The following is an 18,088-nucleotide window of genomic DNA, read 5'->3' as shown; positions in this document are numbered from 1 at the left end:
ATGCGCTGTCCGTTCTGCCGTGAGTCCGATTCTCGGGTCGTCGATTCGAGGACCAGCGAAGACGGCGCTGCGATCCGCCGGCGCCGGCAGTGCCGTCATTGCGGTCGCCGCTTCACCACGATGGAGGCCACGAGCCTGTCGGTGATCAAACGCTCCGGAGTCACCGAGGAATTCTCCCGTCAGAAGATCATGTCGGGTGTGCGCAAGGCCTGCCAGGGACGTCCGGTCAGCGACGATGATCTCGCGAAGCTCGCTCAGCGGGTGGAGGAGAATATCCGGTCGCGCGGAATCGCCGAGATCGACGCCGACGAGGTGGGACTGTCGATCCTCGAACCGCTGCGCGAACTCGACCAGGTCGCCTACCTGCGATTCGCCAGCGTCTACCAGGGATTCGACTCGCTCGAGGACTTCGAGGCAGCGATCGATTCGCTGCGCGCCGATGCGCTGCTGCAGTCCGGTCAGACTCGGGAACCCACCCCCGACGACTTCGCCGACTGAGCTGCTCGGGGACCCGGCCGACCGGATCCTGAGACTGCTGAGATTTCTGTCAGAAATCTTCGTTTCGAGTACCGCGGTACAGAAATAGTTGTGTAGTATTGAACGTGCGCGCTACGGCGCGCGGCCGCTTGCGGTTCGGAGGGGAAGCCGAACCCAAGCGGCCTTTCACATTCACCCCTCAATTACTACCTGACGGCGGCCCAGCAACCTCGCGCGAGGTTGCTGGGCCGCCGTCAGGTAGTAATAGGGGGTTTGGGTCAGCCGGCTTGGCGGATCGTTTCGGCGGAGAAGAGCTCGGTGAGTTCCGTCGATGCCGATGCCAGGACACGCAGACGTTCAGTCGTGCGGGTCAGCGCCACATAGAGGCCGCCGACGCCCTCCTCGCCGCCGAGCGGAGCGATGCGGCCGGGTTCGACGATGATCACCGCATCGAACTCGAGGCCTTTGGCCTGCTGCGGGGTGATGAGGGCGATCTGATGATCCAAGCCCGTGACCGACCGCCCGAAATCGAAGTCCGCGATCGCCTCGGCGATGGGCTCGATGAGTTCCTCATCAGCGATGACGGCGATCTTCCCACCTTCGGCGGCGGACACCTCGGCCGCGACCGCCTCGGGGAGGGCGCCCAGCATCTCCGTTTCGTCGGCGAAGGTATCCAGGCGCGGATCCGATCCTCCCTGGCGCACCGATTCGACGAGCTCGAGCTGCGGGAAATGCCGGTGCAGGTAGCGGTTGGCCAGATCCATCACCGACTGCGGGGTGCGGTAGGAGACCGTGAGCACCTGGAGGGCGAAACGATCTCCGACGAATTCGCTCAGGATCGATGACCAGGTGCGGGCGTTGTCGACCTGCGAGGACTGGGCGAGGTCACCGACGACCGTGGCCGACTTCGACGGCACGCGACGGAAGAGCACCCGCCACTGCATGGGAGAGAGCTCCTGCGCCTCATCGACGACGAGGTGGCCGTACGTCCACTCGCGGTCCTCGAGAGCGCGTTCGGCCAGCGTCATCGTCGGTCCCTGTTCCTCCCAGCGGGCAGCGAGGGTCTCGGCGGAGACCATCCCTCCGGTCTCGGTCATGTCGACGACGGCTTCGGCGTATTCGCGTGCCGAGTCATCCCGCGCCTGCGTCTGCTGCGGGGCGGAACCGAGCAGCTCGGCCAACTCGTCGAGCAGCGGCACATCGTCGACCGTGAACTCATCCCGACGCTGCTCGAGCAGCATCGACTGCTCGGCAGGAGTGAGGACCTTGCGGGCAGCGGCCTGCAGCTTGTGCGGCCTGCCCAGCAGAGACCGCAGCGCGGCGGCCGGGCCGATGGGGAACCATGCGAGGTTGAGGGCGCGTCGGACGTCGACGGAGGAGCGCAGGTCTTCGAGCAGCTCGGGCAGCCGTTCGCCGGCCGCATCCATCCCCATCTCACGGGCGAGATCCTCGGCGAGGATCTTCAGCAGACCGGTGACGAAACCGGTGCGGGCGGCATTGTGCGGGTCCCCGCTGCGACGAGCCCGATCGCGCGCGGACTGAACGTCCTTGCGACGCAGCACGATCGTGTGCGAACGCACCCGCATCTCGACATCGTGGTCGGGAATGCGCTGGTAGTTCGCAACATGGTTCTTCAGCACCCGAGCCATGACGGAGCGGCCCTTGATCTCGGCGACAGCCGGTGCATCTGCGGCATCCGTATCGAGTCCCGGATACAGCTGACCGGGAGTGAGCAGAACGGCCCCGGTTTCGCCGAGGCTGGGCAGAACCTTCTCGATGTACTTGAGGAACACAGTCGACGGGCCGACGAGGAGGACACCGGACTTCGCGATGCGCTCACGGTGACGGTAGAGCAGGAAAGCGGCACGGTGGAGCGCGACGGCGGTCTTGCCGGTTCCCGGCCCTCCCTGGACGACGAGCACGCCGGAGAGCGGACGGCGGATGATCGCATCCTGCTCGGCCTGGATGGTTGCGACGATATCGCCCATCCGTCCGGTGCGATGAGTGCTGAGGGCGGCGAGGAGTGCGCCTTCGCCCTGGAGATTCGACCGCTGAGCGTCATCGAGTGCGTCGATGTCGAGCACATCGTCTTCGATGCCGGTGACCTTCCGGTTCGCGGTGACGAGGTGACGTCGGCGGGCGATCCCGTCGGGGTTGGCGGCCGTCGACTGATAGAAGCGCTCGGCAGCCGGTGCCCTCCAGTCGATGAGGATCTGCTGACGCTGTTCGTCGGTGAGTCCGATGCGACCGATGTAGGTGGGGTCGTCTTCGTCGATGATGTCGAGGCGACCGAAGCACAGCCCCTCCTCGGCGCCGTCGAGACGGATGAGCTGATCTTCGTACATTGTCGCGAAGGCATCGCGTTCGGTGCGGTGCTGGTGGTTGCCTCCGACCTCGGAGACCCTCACCGTGCCCAGGCGGGCCGTCGTCTCCTCCCGGAGCTCATCGAGGCGGGCATAGAGCTCGTCGAGCTTGGTCTGCTCGACACGAATTTCTGAAGTTTCGGTCATCTCACCTTCTTGGGTCGGCATTCAATTATGCCGAACTTTCCCCGGTGTCTGTAGTCGCATCGTCATTTCGGACCGGGGCGTACCTCACATTCCCTGTCTGCCGGGGGTAGGCAGAGCCAGCCGGGTCAGCAGGGCGAGGGGAGAAGAGCCAGCTGGGTCGGAAAGTGCAGGAGCGTGGGACCCGAGAGGCGGCCGGTGCCGACGTGAAGGTCAGAGTCCCGATCTCGTGAAGATCAGAGGCCCAACCTGGAGCGCAGTTCTGCTCCCGCCAGGAAGGTCGCTGAGGAGGCGGCGGTGCGCAGACTGCGGTCGAGCCCGCCCGTGTCGAGGGGAGTATTGGAGGCGAGGACGACGACGTTTCCGCGTCGACGTCCCTTGAGGATCGCCGGTTCCGTGGCTGCGGCAAGATGGGCGAAGTGGTCGCCGAGGCTGCGGAGTTCGGACCGGAGGACGCGGTGGTCACCTGAGTCAGGCACATTGGCGACGTAGATTCCGGAGTCCTTGACCGCCTCGGCGCAGGAGGCGAAGAACTCCGAAATCTGCAGAGACGCAGGAACCGAGTCGTGGTCGAAGGCGTCGCGGACGAGGACGTCGAGGGCATCGGGCCGGAACTTGCCGATCTCCACCGCTCCATCGCCGGCTCGCAGCGCCAGGGCGGGGGAGCGGGGCAGGTCGAACCAGTCGCGAGCGTAGTCGAGCAGCTTGGCATCGATGTCGATCGCCGTCTGCTTGGACCCCGGTCGTGCCGAGTTCAGCGCCCGGGCCAGGGCACAGCCGGCGGCACCGATGTGTGCGGCCCGCAGCGTCCGGTCAGGGAGTTGAACGTCGATGATGCGTCGCATCCAGTCCAGGTACTCGAAGTCCAGTCGCTGCGGATCGCCGAGCGTGATCGACGAAGAAGGGACCCCATTGACGTGGAGCACATAGGAATCGGCCTCACCGTCGAGCTTCTCCAACCGGGCTTCACCCGTCGAGATGTCGACCACTTGAGAACCAGGAGCTGTGTATATCCGTCTCTTCGCCACCCCTCACTTGTATGCCAGTAAGGCGTGTGAGGCAATTCGGCCCGGGTTCTCGTGGGGATGACGGATGTCACTCGTCCATCAGAGCGCTGTGGACCCGTGCGGTCCGTCCACAGGCGCAGACCAGGATCTGGAGGAACGGCTGCGGGATCGGTTGAAGTGGGTACCCAGACAGGCAGCCCATCCCAGGCATGGGCCTCGCCTCAGGCACGGGAACCGCTCCGCACCGGCTGGTTCCGAACTGATCAAGGAGGACGCAGTGAAGACACCGGCCCGCACACCCGAGGACATCATCGGGATCATCCCCCATACTCTCGGGTACACTCCGCGTCGCAGCCTCGTCGCTGTCATCGTCGGCACCGAGCTCAACGGGTCCCAGACCAGTTCGACCACGTTGCGCATCGATTTCGACCGTGAGAGCGCGGCGCAGACACTGTCCGAAGGCGGCGGCTGGTACGCCGACCTCGTCATGCGCGCCGGTACGGTCGCCGGGGTCTTCCTCGTTCTCTATGATGACGACTATCAGCCGGTCAGCGCTTTCGGCGCCGGTGCAGACGCCGAATACGCGGAGGTCCACCGTGGCCTCATCCGAGCGGCGATCGACGAACTGGCCATCACCTTCGCCGCCAGAAGCGTCGACACCCTCAGCGCATGGTGGGTCAACCAAGAGCATTTCGGCCGCATCGATGAGGACGGCTATGACTGCACACCGCTGATCGAGGCAACCACCTCGGCGTGTGCCACGGAACTCGTCGCCGGCGGATCCAACCCAGTCAGCGATCCGGAGGATCTCGTCATCGCCCCGATGCCCGCCGAAGCCTTCGCCGACAGTCGTCGCGGACATGCCGAGGAGTGGATGGGCACGGACGAGGCCTTCGCGATCCTCGCCGAGGTCTACCCGCGCCTGGACGCCATGCGGTGCGAGGAGGACACGATCGACGAGGCGCGCATCCACGACCTCATGGACCTGCCCACCGTGATGGCGCTCGATACCCTGCTCGTCGAGAAATGGTCGCGCGACGCACTCGAGATGATCCTCAGCTTCGACCACCCAGACTTCCCACCCTCCCTGGTCAAGGGACTCGACGGTGACGAACTCATCGTGATGAGCCGCCGTGTGGTTGCCCAAGCACAGGCGGCTCAACAGCTCGTCGGGCTCTCAGCGCGTGCGCCCAGGCCACGCGACATCATGCTCACCATCGCCTTCCTCAAGGACTACCTGCAGGCCGGCCACCCGCGGGCCAGAGCCAACACCTATGCCGTCATCGCCTGGTTCGAATGGTCTCTGGGCGGATCGACGATGGCGCTGAACTATGCCCGTGCCGCCCTCGGGCTCGAAGCCGAACACGGGCTGGCCGAACTCATCGTCAGCGCGGTCGATATGGGGTGCCTGCCCCGCTGGCTGACGGAGACTCAGCGTACGACCATCTGATCGGGCCGCCGTGTACGGCGCGGACGGTCGGCCTCCCCGATGCGGACGGTCGGCCGCCTCGGCGAGATCAACGCGAGGGGGAGGCGAGGGGAACAGATTCGCAGGTCACATTGTTGTCGGGGACAGGCCGGACGGATCGTCCCGGAGTCTTCGACGGCCGATTCGCAAAGCGGGGAATAACGTGAGAAAATTAAGCGTTGACCCAGTCATTGCATGATGGGCGAACTCTGCGTTCGCCCCGGACCGCACGCGGACCACTTGACTTGGGTCTTAGTACTGTCCGAATGCATGGGGAAGTTTCAACGCTCGCGAAAGGTGAACACGTGCCCAGAGTCGACAAGGAATCCACAACGGTGACGGAGAAGTCGGAGGGAACGGCCGGCACGACCTCGACCGGTGGATCCAAGACCACTGCGGCGTCGAAGTCCACTGCGAAGAAGACGACCGCTGCCGGAGCCAAGAAGACAGCGACCGCGAAGTCGGCGACTGCGAAGTCGACTGCCGCAAAGACCGAGACGGCTGCGTCGAAGAAGACGGCTGCGTCGAAGAAGACGACTGCTGCGAAGTCGACGGCTGCTCCGGCGAAGACCACGACGAAGGCCACCGCCGCCAAGGAAGCCAAGAAGGCGACCAAGGCGAAGAAGGCCGACGACGATATCGACACCACCGAGGAAGTCGAACCGGCCGCGGACGCTCTGGCCACAGAGGAGAGCCCCGCCGAGGCGACCGAGACGAAGAACTCGGAAGAGAAGGAGAAGAATGCCGCCGTGGCCGAGGCCGGTGGCTTCATCGTCTCCGATGCAGACGAAGAGGACGCGCCCGCTCAGCAGGTTGTCTCCGCCGGTGCGACCGCAGACCCGGTCAAGGACTACCTCAAGCAGATCGGCAAGGTGGCCCTGCTCAACGCCGCCGAAGAGGTCGATCTCGCCAAGCGCATCGAAGCCGGAATGTACGCCGAGCATCTGCTAGACGGCGGAGAGGTGACCGACCCGCGCGAAACGATGGACTACAAGTGGATCATCCACGACGGTCGCATCGCGAAGAACCATCTGTTGGAAGCCAACCTCCGACTCGTCGTGTCCCTGGCCAAACGCTACACCGGCCGCGGAATGCTGTTCCTCGACCTCATCCAGGAAGGCAACCTCGGCCTCATCCGCGCCGTCGAGAAGTTCGACTACACGAAGGGCTTCAAGTTCTCGACCTACGCCACGTGGTGGATCCGCCAGGCCATCACCCGCGCGATGGCCGACCAGGCTCGGACGATCCGCATTCCGGTGCACATGGTCGAGGTCATCAACAAGCTCGCCCGCGTGCAGCGCCAGATGCTGCAGGACCTCGGTCGCGAACCGACCCCGGAAGAGCTCGCGAAGGAACTCGACATGACACCCGAGCGTGTCGTCGAGGTCCAGAAGTACGGTCGCGAGCCCATCTCGCTGCACACCCCGCTCGGTGAAGACGGCGACTCGGAGTTCGGCGACCTCATCGAGGACTCCGAGGCAGTTGTGCCCTCGGACTCGGTGAGCTTCACCCTCCTCCAGGAGCAGCTGCACTCCGTGCTCGACACGCTCTCGGAACGTGAAGCGGGAGTGGTGTCCATGCGTTTCGGACTCAACGACGGTCAGCCGAAGACCCTCGACGAGATCGGCAAGGTCTACGGCGTCACCCGTGAGCGCATCCGCCAGATCGAGTCGAAGACGATGGCCAAGCTGCGTCACCCGTCCCGCTCGCAGGTGCTGCGCGACTACCTCGACTGAGTCTGAACTCGGCCGGTGCACGAGCCGGATCAGTCAGATGCGAACGCCCCTGGGATCGTCCCAGGGGCGTTCGGCATTCACGGGTCAGAACCAGTCGACGATGCCTTCGAACAGGGCGTCGGCGTATTTCCTCTGCCCGGATTTCGACTCCATGAGCTCTGCCTCCGACGGGTTGCGCATCTCTCCGCATTCGACGATGACGGCGGGAACCGATGCGTTGTTCAACCCGGCCAGATCCGGGCGACGGCTGATCGCATCCTTTCCATAGGCCCTGTTCGGGGTGAACTCCTCGCCCATCGAACTCCCCACGGACTTCGCCAGTTCCCCGGAGGCCTTCTCGGTCTTCTCGTCCTCACCGGGATCGGCGACGATGATGTGGAAGCCCTTCACCGAACTCGACTCGCTGCCGTTGGCATGGATGCTCACCAGCGCGTCCGCGTCGTCGGCGAACTTTCCGCGCTCGTCCACGCACGGTCCGACTCCTGCGTTGTCCTTCCGGCTGAGCACGACCTCGGCTCCGGCGTCGGTCAGCGACTTCTCCAGCTTCTTCGCCACGGCCCAGGTGAAATCGGACTCCGGATAGTCGGAGTTCGTCGAGGTGCCCGTGGTGTTGCAGGCCTTCGTTCCGCCGCGCCCGTCCGGAACCTGCCGGTTGATCTTCTCCGGATGGTCCGCATTTCCGCCATTGTGTCCCGGATCGATCGCAATGACCTTCCCTTTCAGATCCGTTCCTTCCTCCTTCGCCGAGGCGGTGCCCGACTTCGCGTCGTCGCCTCCGTCCGCACCGTTGCCGGCAGTCGGAGACGCGTCGGTTGTCTCGGCCGCCTGACTCGTTCGTTCGGGGGCACCTGCGTCCTGGGAGCAGGCCGCCAGTCCGGGCAGGCTGAGAGCGGCGGTGAGAAGGAGACTTGGGACGAGGAGGCGATGCGGCATGACTCCATTGTTTCAGCAAAGGCGTGCCCATGGTCGGGGTCGACCGGATGCATTCCCGACACGAGCCCGAGGGAATAGGGTCCTGAGCGCGCAGCGATTAGAATTTAATCGAACGAGAGGAATTGTGTGGAAGACGAAAGCTACGGCGCCAGGCACCTGTCCGTCCTGTCCGGTCTTGAGGCGGTTCGCAAGCGACCCGGCATGTACATCGGCACGACCGATTCCCGTGGACTCATGCACTGTCTGTGGGAGGTCATCGACAACTCCGTCGACGAGGCGCTCGGAGGACACGGTTCAGAGATCCTCATCGAACTCGCCGCTGACGGATCGGTGGCCGTCACCGACAAGGGCCGCGGCATCCCCGTCGACATCGAACCGAAGACCGGGCTGACCGGCGTCGAAGTCGTCATGACCAAGCTCCATGCCGGCGGAAAGTTCGGCGGCTCCTCCTACGCTGCTTCGGGCGGACTGCACGGAGTCGGCGCCTCGGTCGTCAACGCCCTGTCCGCTCGCCTCGACGTCGAGGTCACCCGCGGATCGAAGGTGCACAAGATGTCCTTCCGCCGAGGCGTTCCCGGACGCTTCGACGACTCCTCCGGCACAGCGAGCCCCGACAACCCCTTCGAGGCCTTCCAGGAGCCGACCGGCCTCGACATCGTCGGCAAGGCCAAACGCGGCGCCACCGGCACTCGGGTCCAGTACTGGGCCGATCCGCAGATCTTCCTGTCCAGGGCTCAGTTCGACTACCCGCATCTGGTCGAACGCGCCCGTCAGACCGCATTCCTCGTGCCCGGTCTCGAGCTGCGCATCGTCGATCGTCGCGGTGTCGCCCGTGACGAGACCGGTGCCGTCATCGAGGAGCGCGAAGAGGTCTTCAAGTTCGACGGCGGAATCACCGAATTCGTCGATCACCTCTCCATCGACCCGCCGATCACCGACACCTGGCGATTGCAGAACACCGGCACCTTCAAGGAGACCGTCCCGGTCCTCAATTCCTCGGGTCACCTCGAGTCCAAGGAAGTCGAACGCGAGGTCGGCGTCGATATCGCTCTGCGCTGGGGGACCGGCTACGACACGAAGCTGAAGTCCTTCGTCAACGTCGTCGCCACTCCACAGGGCGGCACACACCTCGCCGGGTTCGAACAGGCCTGCCTGAAGGCGATGCGCAAGGCCGTCGACGCCAACGCACGCAAGCTCAAGGTCGGCAAGGACAAGCTCGAGAAGGACGATGTGCTCGCCGGCATCACCGCCGTCGTCACCGTGCAGCTGGCCGAACCCCAGTTCGAAGGGCAGACCAAGGAGGTCCTCGGCACCGCGGCAGTGCGACAGATCGTGGCGAAGACCGTGGAGTCTCAGCTCGGCGAGGTGCTTGCCTCGACCAAGCGTGCTGAGAAGCAGCAGGCCGCCGTGCTCATGGAGAAAGTCGTGGCCGAGATGAAGTCACGCATCTCCGCCCGCACCCACAAGGAGAACCAGCGACGGAAGACCGCGCTGGAAGCCTCTTCGCTGCCGGCGAAGCTCTACGACTGCCGTGACAACGGGGTGGAGAACACGGAGCTGTTCATCGTCGAGGGAGACTCGGCGATGGGTACGGCGAAGGCCGCTCGCAATTCCGACCATCAGGCGCTGTTCCCCATCCGCGGGAAGATCCTCAACGTGCAGAAGGCGACTCTGGCCGACATGCTCGCCAATGTCGAATGCTCAGCGCTCATCCAGGTCATCGGCGCCGGCTCCGGGCGCAGCTTCGATATCGACGCTGCACGGTACGGCCGAGTCATCATCATGACAGACGCCGATGTCGACGGAGCGCATATCCGCACTCTCCTGCTGACTCTGTTCTTCCGGTACATGAAGCCGCTGGTCGAGGCCGGTCGCGTCTTCGCGGCCGTGCCTCCGCTGCACCGAGTCGAGGTCGTGACGAAGCGCGGAACGCCCAACGACATCGTCTACACCTACACCGAAGCCGAGCTCCACGCTCTGCTGAAGAAGCTCGAGAAGCAGAAGAAGACCTACAAGGAGCCGATCCAGCGGTACAAGGGCCTCGGCGAGATGGATGCCGATCAGCTGGCCGAGACGACCATGGACCCGAGCATGCGCACCCTGCGTCGAGTGACGATGGCGGATGCCGAGATGGCGGAGAACACCTTCGAGCTCCTCATGGGATCATCGGTCGGGCCGCGCAAGGAATTCATCGTCTCCGGCGCTGCCGTCCTCGATGCCGAACGCATCGACAGCTGACCTCGACTGCTGAGTCAGCACCGATGCTGAGTCAGCACCGACAGATCTGAGCCCGGACCGAGAATCGGTCCGGGCTCAGATGCCGAATGAGGACGGTGTGACGATGAGCAGGGTCGGCAGGAGCAGCAGCAGAACGGCCAGTCCGATCGACATCAGCCGCACGGGGATCCGCGCCGAATCCAGGGGATGCGACAGGCGCTGGATGCGCTGAGCGGACAGATCGCTTCGGTGGTCGGGGCTGATCGCGGCGGCCGATCTCACTGCCTGAGCCAGGATCTGCGGATCGACATGGTCGCGGGCCTGATCATCGGCCATGAGCTCGATGAGCCGATTCACCGAGTTCAACCCGATCGCCGTGGCCGAGAAGTACGGCAGGGCCCGATGCCAGGCGGCGAAGGGGATGACGAGCACATCGTGCCGGAAATCCAGATGCGCCCGCTCATGGGCGATGACAGCGGTGCGCTCATCCTCGTCGAGGGCCTTGAGCAGACCGGTCGACAGAACGGCAGTGCCCTTCCGCGGCCCCTTGGGCAGGCAGTAGGCGACGGCCTCATCGGTGGTGATGATGCGCGTGTCGGGATAGGCGATCGACGGTTCGCTGAGCAGATGCAGGATCTCGTCGTGGCGCAGGCGGGTCTGCCGAGCCGAATAGAGGGTCAGGACCAGGCAGCCGAGCAGCCGACCGATGAGGAGCACGGCGATGACGAGGAAGATCCAGGCTAAGAGTGAGAGCTGAGTGTGGTCCTTGCCCCGGATGAGGTCGAAGAGTCCCTGCGGGAGACTCGTGGTCCCCGGGGCGACCGCGAAGGCGAGCGCAGCGCCGATGAGGGAGAGTCCTCCGGAGAGTCCGACAGCCTGCCAGAGGACGACCTCTGAGATCGGGTCACCGCGGAAACGCGCGAGGGCCGCAGGAATAGGCCATGCCAGCAGAAAAGCCAGCACGGCCAGAACGATTCCCACGATGGTCATTGAGGTGACCGGCCTGAGTCAGGACTGCGTCGAGTGATTGCGCCCGAGCAGATTGCGCAGCGCCTTGGTGTCGGCCTCCGAGACGGTGCCGAGGAAGCGAGCGAGGACAGCCTGACGATCCGGTGCCTGAGACAGCATCTCGGTCATCAGCTCCGCTACGTGATCCTCACGTGTCGAAACCGCGACATAGCGATGCGGACGGATGCTGCGATCGCGAGTGACGAAGCCCTTCTTCTCGAGTCGAGACAGGACAGTATGGACCGTTGTCAGCGCGAGCTCGCGATCCGAGAGGACTTCGCGGAGTTCGGCGGCACTCAACCCGTCGTCGTGGACCCAGATGGCGTCCATGACGCTGCGTTCGAGTTCACCCAGTGTTCCCACAGTTCTTTCGCCCTCAATTTCGTTGTCGGTCTGATCGCTCCAGTATATCTCTACAGCCTGTCGAATTCCACATAGGCGCGTGTGTATCGGCAGAGGGGTGGGCCTGGTCAGGGGAGCTTGTTCGAGAGCATGCTTGGAACCGGGAGTCTTGAATGATGAAACCACTCGGGCGGGGTTTCTACGAACTGTAGAATTCTACGTGACGTAGAAACATTGCTCGCGTGAAACCTGAATGGAGCACCCATGGAGCTGGACCCGGTCCTCATCGGACGGTGGCAATTCGGAATCACAACGGTCTACCACTTCTGGATGGTGCCGTTGACCCTGGGACTCGGCATGCTCGTGGCGGTCCTGCAGACCATCTACCATCGCACCGGCAACGAGGTGTACCTGCGGAGCACGAAGTTCTTCGGCAAGCTCTTCCTCATCAACTTCATCATGGGCGTGGCCACCGGCCTGGTCCAGGAATTCCAGTTCGGCATGGCGTGGAGCGAATACTCCCGCTTCGTCGGCGACGTCTTCGGCGCGCCCCTTGCGTTGGAGGCCCTGCTGGCGTTCTTCCTCGAATCGACCTTCCTCGGCCTGTGGATCTTCGGTTGGGGCCGACTGCCGCGGGCGGTGCACCTCGGCTCGCTGTGGCTGGCCGTCATCGGCACATGGATCTCGGCCTACTTCATCATCGTCGCGAACTCCTGGATGCAGCATCCCGTCGGCGTCGAAATGGTCGACGGCCGGCCCGTGATGACCGACGTCTGGGCGGTCCTCGGCAACAACACCGCCATCGCCGCCTTCACGCATACGATCTTCGGCGCCCTGGCAGTGGGCGGATCCTTCCTCCTCGGCATCTCCTGGTACCACCTCTACCACCGGCGCAAGGCCGGAATCGACACCGTCGGTGCCGACGGCAAGGTCATCGTGGGCTCTTCGAAGGAGCTTCCAGGACGGGACAAGACGGATCATGCGGTGTGGATCAAATCCCTGCGCATCGGCGCGATCGTCGGCGTCCTCGCCTTCGCCGGCGTCTCGATCACCGGTGACGTCCAAGCCAAGCTGATGTTCGACCAGCAGCCCATGAAAATGGCCTCCGCCGAGGCGGCCTGCCACGACGGCACCCAATTCTCCGTCCTCACGATCGCCGATCCGTCGTCGAACGACTGCGACGGAGTGCAGAACATCTTCGAGATCCCCGGTCTGCTGTCCTTCCTGGCCAACGGCGACTTCGACACCCCGGTCCACGGTGTGACGACGCTGCTGCCTGAATACCAGGAGCGCTACGGCACGCATATCCCCGACGACCCGCGGTACGGCGACCATGCCGGCGAGCCCATCGACTACCAGCCGATCATGATCGTCACCTACTGGGGCTTCCGCATGATGATCGGCTTCGGCGCCCTGGCCGCCGGCGTCTGCGTCATCGGACTGTGGCTGGCCCGCAAGGGCACGGTGCCCGAGTCGAAATGGCTCAGCCGCGGATTCGTCCTGGCCATCACGGCACCGTTCCTCGCGAATTCGGCAGGATGGATCTTCACCGAAATGGGACGCCAGCCCTTCGTCGTCGCACCGAACCCGGCTCAGCTCGACGGAGTGTACATGTACACCCAGGCGGCGCTGTCACCCGAGGTGACACCGGCGATGCTGCTGTTCTCACTGATCAGTCTCACCTCCGTCTACGGAATTCTGATGGTCGTCGAACTGCGGCTGATCACGAAATACGTCAAGGGGGGAGTCGCCTCGGCGATGCCCGAACTCGACCAGACGAATACGAAACCCACGATCACCGACAACGGCGACGACGTCCTGTCGTTCGCGTACTGAGGGAAGGTCACGATGGAAATCCTCGCCACAATCTGGTTCGTCCTCATCGTCGTGCTCTGGATGGGATACCTGTTCCTCGACGGCTTCGACCTCGGCGTGGGCATGATGATGCCCTTCCTCAGCCGCAGCGAACGCAGCAAGCGCGTTCTGCTCAACTCGATCGGTCCGGTCTGGGAAGGCAACGAGGTCTGGCTGATCACCGCGGCCGGAGCGATGTTCGCCGCATTCCCACACTGGTACGCTTCACTGTTCTCCGCGCTCTACATTCCACTGACCATCTGCCTGCTCGCGCTGATCTTCCGCGCCGTGGCCATCGAATACCGCGGCAAAGGGCACTCGGAGAGGTGGAAGACCTTCTGGACCTGGGCTCTGGCCGTGGGATCGGCCGGAACAGCCTTCTGCATCGGTGCGATGCTCGCACTGACGACCATCGGGCTGCCGCTCAATGATCATGGCGACATGATCGGCGGTGCCTTCGCCTGGATGTCGTGGCCGGCTCTCGCCGGCGGACTCGGCGGGCTCGGCTTCTCCCTGGCCCACGGGCTCATCTTCCTCGGTCTCAAGACTCAGGGCGAGGTCCGGGCGCGGTCGCGGCAATGGGCCGGTCGGATCATGCTGCCGGCCGCGATTCCGTTCCTCATCTGGTTCGCCTCCTCGATCACCCAGCGGACCTGGCTCATCGTGCCGGTGCTCGTTGCGATCGTCGCTCTCATCTTCGCGTTCGTCGCGGTCCGCGCCGGTGCCGAGAAGCGCGCCTTCATCCTGCACGGGATCTATCTCATCGCCGGTCTGACCGCCGTCTTCGCCGGTGTCTTCCCGAACGTCCTGCCCTCGACGATCGACCCGGCGAACTCGCTGACGATCGCTGCGGCATCCTCGTCGGACTACACCTTGAACGTCATGCTCATCGTGACGATCGTGATCCTGCCGATCATCATCGCCTACCAGATCTTCAGCTACCGGATGTTCCTCGGCCGCATCGCCGAGACCCACATCCCCGAAGCTCACAAGCTGCCGGTGGCGATCCGATCGTGAGCTCACCCCTGTCGATCCTGCTCGAGCTGCCCACCGGTCGGCGGGGGTTGGCACTGTCGGTGCTCTCCGCCCTGTGCCGGTCGGTGGGAATCGTCCTCATCGCCGAAGCCCTGGTGAGAGCCATCATAGGCCACAGCGCGCCCGGGCTGTGGGTGGTCCTCGGCGCCCTCGGCGCGCTGCTGCGCGGCGGCGGACTCTGGCTCGACCGCAGTCTGGGCACCAGCCTGGCAGCCGTTTCGAAACAGGGTCTGCGGCGCTCGATCCTCTCCGGTCTGCTGCGCGGACGGGGACGCCCGCGGACGAATGCGGCGGTCACGGTCACCCGCGGAATCGACGATCTCGATGACTACTTCACCACGGTGGTGCCGGCCCTGACCGCGGCCGCGGTGGTGCCCATCGTGCTGCTGGTGCGCATCGTCTTCAGCGATGTCCTCTCGGCGGTCATCATCGCGGTGTGCCTGCCGTTGGTGCCGATGTTCATGGTGCTCATCGGCCGCTACACGGCAGAGTCGACCTCGGAGACCATGGGGGCTCTGGAACGGCTGTCGGATCACCTGGCCGAACTCGCCGAGGGGCTGCCCGTCCTCATCGGCCTCGGCCGTTCTCGCGATCACGCGCGCCGGCTGCGGGAACTGGGGGAGCGCTACCATCAGGCGAACCTCACGACGCTGCGCATCGCGTTCCTCTCCAGTTTGGCGCTCGAGCTCATCGCCACGATCTCGGTGGCGCTCGTGGCCGTGGTCATCGGTCTGCGCCTGGTCAACGGGACGATGGAGCTGGGCGATGGCCTGTTGGTCCTGCTCATCGCGCCCGAATGCTTCATCCCTCTGCGGGAGCTCGGGGCCGGCTATCATGCGAGCGAGAACGGACGCGAAGCTCGTGAGAGAGCCCGGTCGCTGCTGTCGGAGACTCGGTCGGCAGCTGCGGAGACGCCGTCGGCGGCTGCGGGGGCACGCGCGCTCGATGCCTTCGGCTGGCCGGGGGACCAGTGGGTTCGCTATGCCGACGGCACACTCATCACGTGGTCGGGCGACATCGACACCCGGCCGGGAGTGACGACGATCAGCGGCCGGTCCGGAACCGGCAAGTCGACCGTGCTCGGTGCGCTGGTCGGCAGTCTGCCTGCCGACGCGCACACCACCGCCGATCCGATGAGCGCGGCCTACGTGCCGCAGGCTCCACGCATGTTCGCCGAGACCATCGGCGCCGAACTGGCACTCTTCGGACTCGACGACGACCAAGCTCAGACGGCCCTGTCCGCCGCCGAACTGCCCACCGATCTGCGTGTGCAGACGGCGGCGCTGAGCCCCGGCCAACAGCGTCGGCTGGCCCTCGTGCGAGTGCGGCACCGCCTCGGTGACGGGGCCGAGCTGCTCGTCCTCGACGAACCGACCGCCCACCTCGACGCCGACAATGCCGCCATCGTCATCGACATGATCGCCGAGGCGGCCGCCACCCACCGCGTGATCCTCGCCAGCCATGACGAACAGGTTCGCGCGCTGGCCGACACAGAGATCCGCCCGGAGAAGACGCACTTTGAAGCGGCAGAGAACGGTGCACCAGCGGAATCAAAGTCGACCGTGATCGCGGATCAGGCCCGAACCGACGCCGCCGAGGTTCCTGCAACAAGGGCGCGGACTGAAGTTCCCGCTCCGGCGGAACGGACGGGTTCGGGCAGCGAGCCCGGGCCTCGGTCCGACGTCGAGCGGCACCCGGATGTCTCGACGCAGCACTCCGGAGGCGAGTCCTGGACAGCTGCACTGCGACGTCGCTGGTCGATACTGGGCTCGAGCCTGCCGCTGTTCACCCCGACCATGCTGGTGGCCGCGCTCACCGCCTGCGCGTCCAGCCTCGCGGCCATCGCTCTGACTGCCGTCTCCGCATGGCTCATCGTCGAAGCTTCGTACCAGCCGCCGATCATGCTGCTCATGGTCGCCATCGTCGGTGTGCGATTCTTCGGACTCAGCCGCTCCGTGCTGCTCTACGCCAGTCGGCTGAGACTCCACTCGGCGATCTTCGCCGCGCTCACGAAACTGCGCACACGGCTGTGGGAGCACTTCGAGCGCGTCGGCATGAGTGATCGGCGGCTGCTGACCTCGGATTCGGCGCTGCGCGCCATGGTCGCCGACGCCGACGACGTCCGCGACCTGGTGCCCCGGACTCTGTTCCCGCCTTTCGTCTCCACCATGGTCGTCATCGGCGTGAGCATCACCGCAGCACTTCTCGACGTGAGGTCACTGGTCTGGTTCATCCTGGTGGGCGCCGTCAACCTCGTCATCGTCCCGATTCTCGTCATCCGGGCAGAGAGCCGGTTGGCGTACGGAATCAGGGAGGACCGCAACCGGATCCTGTCCGTGCTCACTCGCGCTCTGTACGCAAAGGACGACCTGCGCACGAACCGGGTCGACTCTGCGGTCCTCGGCCTGTTGGCCGACTTGGAGGCCGACCTCGAGAAGAAGCAGAAGGCCTCTGCCCGCAACTTCGGGCTCGCCCAACTGTGGCTGCAGCTGAGCACGTTCACCACCGCAGTCATCCTGGCGGTGTCCACGGATGCTCCGACCGAGATCGTCGCGGTGCTCTCCCTCATGGCCTTGGGCCTGGGCGAAGTGTTCGCTTCGGCACTCGAAGCGTTCCGCCAGCTGCCCGCCCTGGGGTCGGCACTGGACTGTCTGCCCAATGCGGACAGTGCGGCGGACCGCGAAGCCGAGGACTCGGGACTCGACGTCGAAGTGCAGGCTCCTGCTGCCGGAACGACGACCGGCGAGAGCGACGACTCGTCGCGCCGCTCTGGCCCGGTCGAGCTCGTCGGCATCGACGCCCTCGAATTCGATGAGATCACCGTCGGATGGGACGATCAGGCTATCGTCGCAGGACTGGACCTGAGAGCTCAACGCGGCAGTTGGACCGTGCTGTGCGGTGACAGCGGAACCGGTAAGACGACGAGCCTGAGTGTGCTCCTGCGGTTCCTCGACCCCTGGTCCGGCAGCTACCGTGCCCGTGACCGGAGCGGGACCGACCACGATATGCTCACCTGCTCACCCGAAGACCTCGTCGGCCGAATCGCCTGGTGCCCTCAGGAGGCACACGTCTTCCGCTCCACAGTGCGCGGCAATCTCGCACTCGCCGGGCGGTCGGTCCCCGGGGACGACGAGATGATCTCCGTGCTGAGAGCGGCAGGACTGAGCGACTGGGCCGACTCCGCGGGGCTCGACCGGTGGGTCGGCGACCACGGAGCGGAGATCTCCGGCGGTCAGCGACAGCGTTTGGCGGTGGCCAGAACCCTGCTGACCGGAGCCGATGTGATCGTCCTCGACGAACCGACGGCGCACTTGGACGATGAGACGGCTCGGCTGCTCATCGACGATCTCCGCGGGAGCCTGGGCGACCGCACGGTCGTCATGGTCACCCATGACAGGAGACTGATCTCGGACGGCGATGAGGTCGTCGACCTCGGCACAGTCGAACCGGGTGCAGCGGACCTCGGCACACGCGACCCCGAGGGCGAACACTCGAGAGTCTGAG

12 protein-coding genes are annotated in these 18,088 nt (G+C 65.0%); 7 read left to right on the top strand and 5 right to left on the bottom strand.

The features are described from left to right. Complete coding sequence (nrdR, locus tag ACVZTU_RS10795; protein WP_025777954.1) at positions 1-498, top strand: transcriptional regulator NrdR; 498 nt, start codon at positions 1-3, stop codon at positions 496-498. 257 nt (positions 499-755) lie between these two features. On the opposite strand, the gene ACVZTU_RS10790 is transcribed toward nrdR, so the two are convergent. After that, a complete protein-coding gene (locus tag ACVZTU_RS10790) occupies positions 756-2,987 on the bottom strand; it encodes a HelD family protein (RefSeq protein WP_139469778.1) in 2,232 nt (743 codons plus the stop codon). Between the two features lie 233 nt (positions 2,988-3,220). Then, positions 3,221-3,973 (bottom strand): spermidine synthase, encoded by a 753-nt coding sequence (locus tag ACVZTU_RS10785; protein WP_248284067.1) that lies wholly within the window; start codon positions 3,971-3,973, stop codon positions 3,221-3,223. Between the two features lie 295 nt (positions 3,974-4,268). Here ACVZTU_RS10785 and ACVZTU_RS10780 point away from each other — a divergent pair, with 295 nt between their 5' ends. Continuing rightward, positions 4,269-5,441: a DUF4192 family protein gene (locus ACVZTU_RS10780; RefSeq protein WP_482400375.1), complete on the top strand. Its 1,173-nt coding sequence runs from the start codon at positions 4,269-4,271 to the stop codon at positions 5,439-5,441. Positions 5,442-5,764: 323 nt separating this feature from the next. Further along, positions 5,765-7,195, top strand: coding sequence for an RNA polymerase sigma factor (locus ACVZTU_RS10775; RefSeq protein ID WP_482400374.1), 1,431 nt, complete (start codon positions 5,765-5,767; stop codon positions 7,193-7,195). Positions 7,196-7,279: 84 nt separating this feature from the next. On the opposite strand, the gene ACVZTU_RS10770 is transcribed toward ACVZTU_RS10775, so the two are convergent. Next, the gene (locus ACVZTU_RS10770) at positions 7,280-8,128 is read right to left on the bottom strand and encodes an N-acetylmuramoyl-L-alanine amidase (RefSeq protein ID WP_482400373.1); all 849 of its coding nucleotides are present in this window, start codon (positions 8,126-8,128) and stop codon (positions 7,280-7,282) included. 126 nt (positions 8,129-8,254) lie between these two features. On the opposite strand from ACVZTU_RS10770, the gene ACVZTU_RS10765 reads away from it, so the two are divergent. Then, positions 8,255-10,366: a DNA gyrase/topoisomerase IV subunit B gene (locus ACVZTU_RS10765; RefSeq protein WP_139469783.1), complete on the top strand. Its 2,112-nt coding sequence runs from the start codon at positions 8,255-8,257 to the stop codon at positions 10,364-10,366. A gap of 75 nt (positions 10,367-10,441) precedes the next feature. Here ACVZTU_RS10765 and ACVZTU_RS10760 read toward each other — a convergent pair whose 3' ends face one another. Both ACVZTU_RS10760 and ACVZTU_RS10755 read right to left on the bottom strand, forming a co-directional pair. After that, positions 10,442-11,335, bottom strand: a complete 894-nt coding sequence (locus tag ACVZTU_RS10760; protein ID WP_482400372.1) for a M56 family metallopeptidase — start codon at positions 11,333-11,335, stop codon at positions 10,442-10,444. A gap of 18 nt (positions 11,336-11,353) precedes the next feature. Beyond that, a complete protein-coding gene (locus ACVZTU_RS10755) occupies positions 11,354-11,716 on the bottom strand; it encodes a BlaI/MecI/CopY family transcriptional regulator (protein ID WP_092013109.1) in 363 nt (120 codons plus the stop codon). A gap of 243 nt (positions 11,717-11,959) precedes the next feature. Here ACVZTU_RS10755 and ACVZTU_RS10750 point away from each other — a divergent pair, with 243 nt between their 5' ends. From ACVZTU_RS10750 to cydC, 3 genes are read left to right on the top strand one after another with little or no spacing between them, the layout of a single operon-like run. After that, positions 11,960-13,531, top strand: coding sequence for a cytochrome ubiquinol oxidase subunit I (locus tag ACVZTU_RS10750; protein WP_172169970.1), 1,572 nt, complete (start codon positions 11,960-11,962; stop codon positions 13,529-13,531). 12 nt (positions 13,532-13,543) lie between these two features. Beyond that, positions 13,544-14,566: a cytochrome d ubiquinol oxidase subunit II gene (cydB, locus tag ACVZTU_RS10745; protein WP_259358832.1), complete on the top strand. Its 1,023-nt coding sequence runs from the start codon at positions 13,544-13,546 to the stop codon at positions 14,564-14,566. Beyond that, positions 14,563-18,087: a thiol reductant ABC exporter subunit CydC gene (gene cydC / locus ACVZTU_RS10740; protein ID WP_482400371.1), complete on the top strand. Its 3,525-nt coding sequence runs from the start codon at positions 14,563-14,565 to the stop codon at positions 18,085-18,087. Before cydB ends, cydC begins: the two co-directional genes overlap by 4 nt. Position 18,088 lies beyond the last annotated feature (1 nt).

The sequence above is a fragment of the Brevibacterium sp. OS20 genome, assembly GCF_056837565.1.
The sequence above is the reverse complement of the archived record's forward strand: the minus strand, read 5'-3'. Positions and strand labels throughout refer to the sequence as shown.

Excerpts from the sequence above, each read along its gene's own strand:
- ACVZTU_RS10790 (WP_139469778.1), bottom strand. The coding sequence starts at position 2,987 with ATGACCGAAACTTCAGAAATTCGTGTCGAGCAGACCAAGCTCGACGAG.
- ACVZTU_RS10770 (WP_482400373.1), bottom strand. The coding sequence starts at position 8,128 with ATGCCGCATCGCCTCCTCGTCCCAAGTCTCCTTCTCACCGCCGCTCTC.
- ACVZTU_RS10760 (WP_482400372.1), bottom strand. The coding sequence starts at position 11,335 with ATGACCATCGTGGGAATCGTTCTGGCCGTGCTGGCTTTTCTGCTGGCA.
- cydB (WP_259358832.1), top strand. The coding sequence starts at position 13,544 with ATGGAAATCCTCGCCACAATCTGGTTCGTCCTCATCGTCGTGCTCTGG.
- ACVZTU_RS10750 (WP_172169970.1), top strand. The coding sequence starts at position 11,960 with ATGGAGCTGGACCCGGTCCTCATCGGACGGTGGCAATTCGGAATCACA.
- nrdR (WP_025777954.1), top strand. The coding sequence starts at position 1 with ATGCGCTGTCCGTTCTGCCGTGAGTCCGATTCTCGGGTCGTCGATTCG.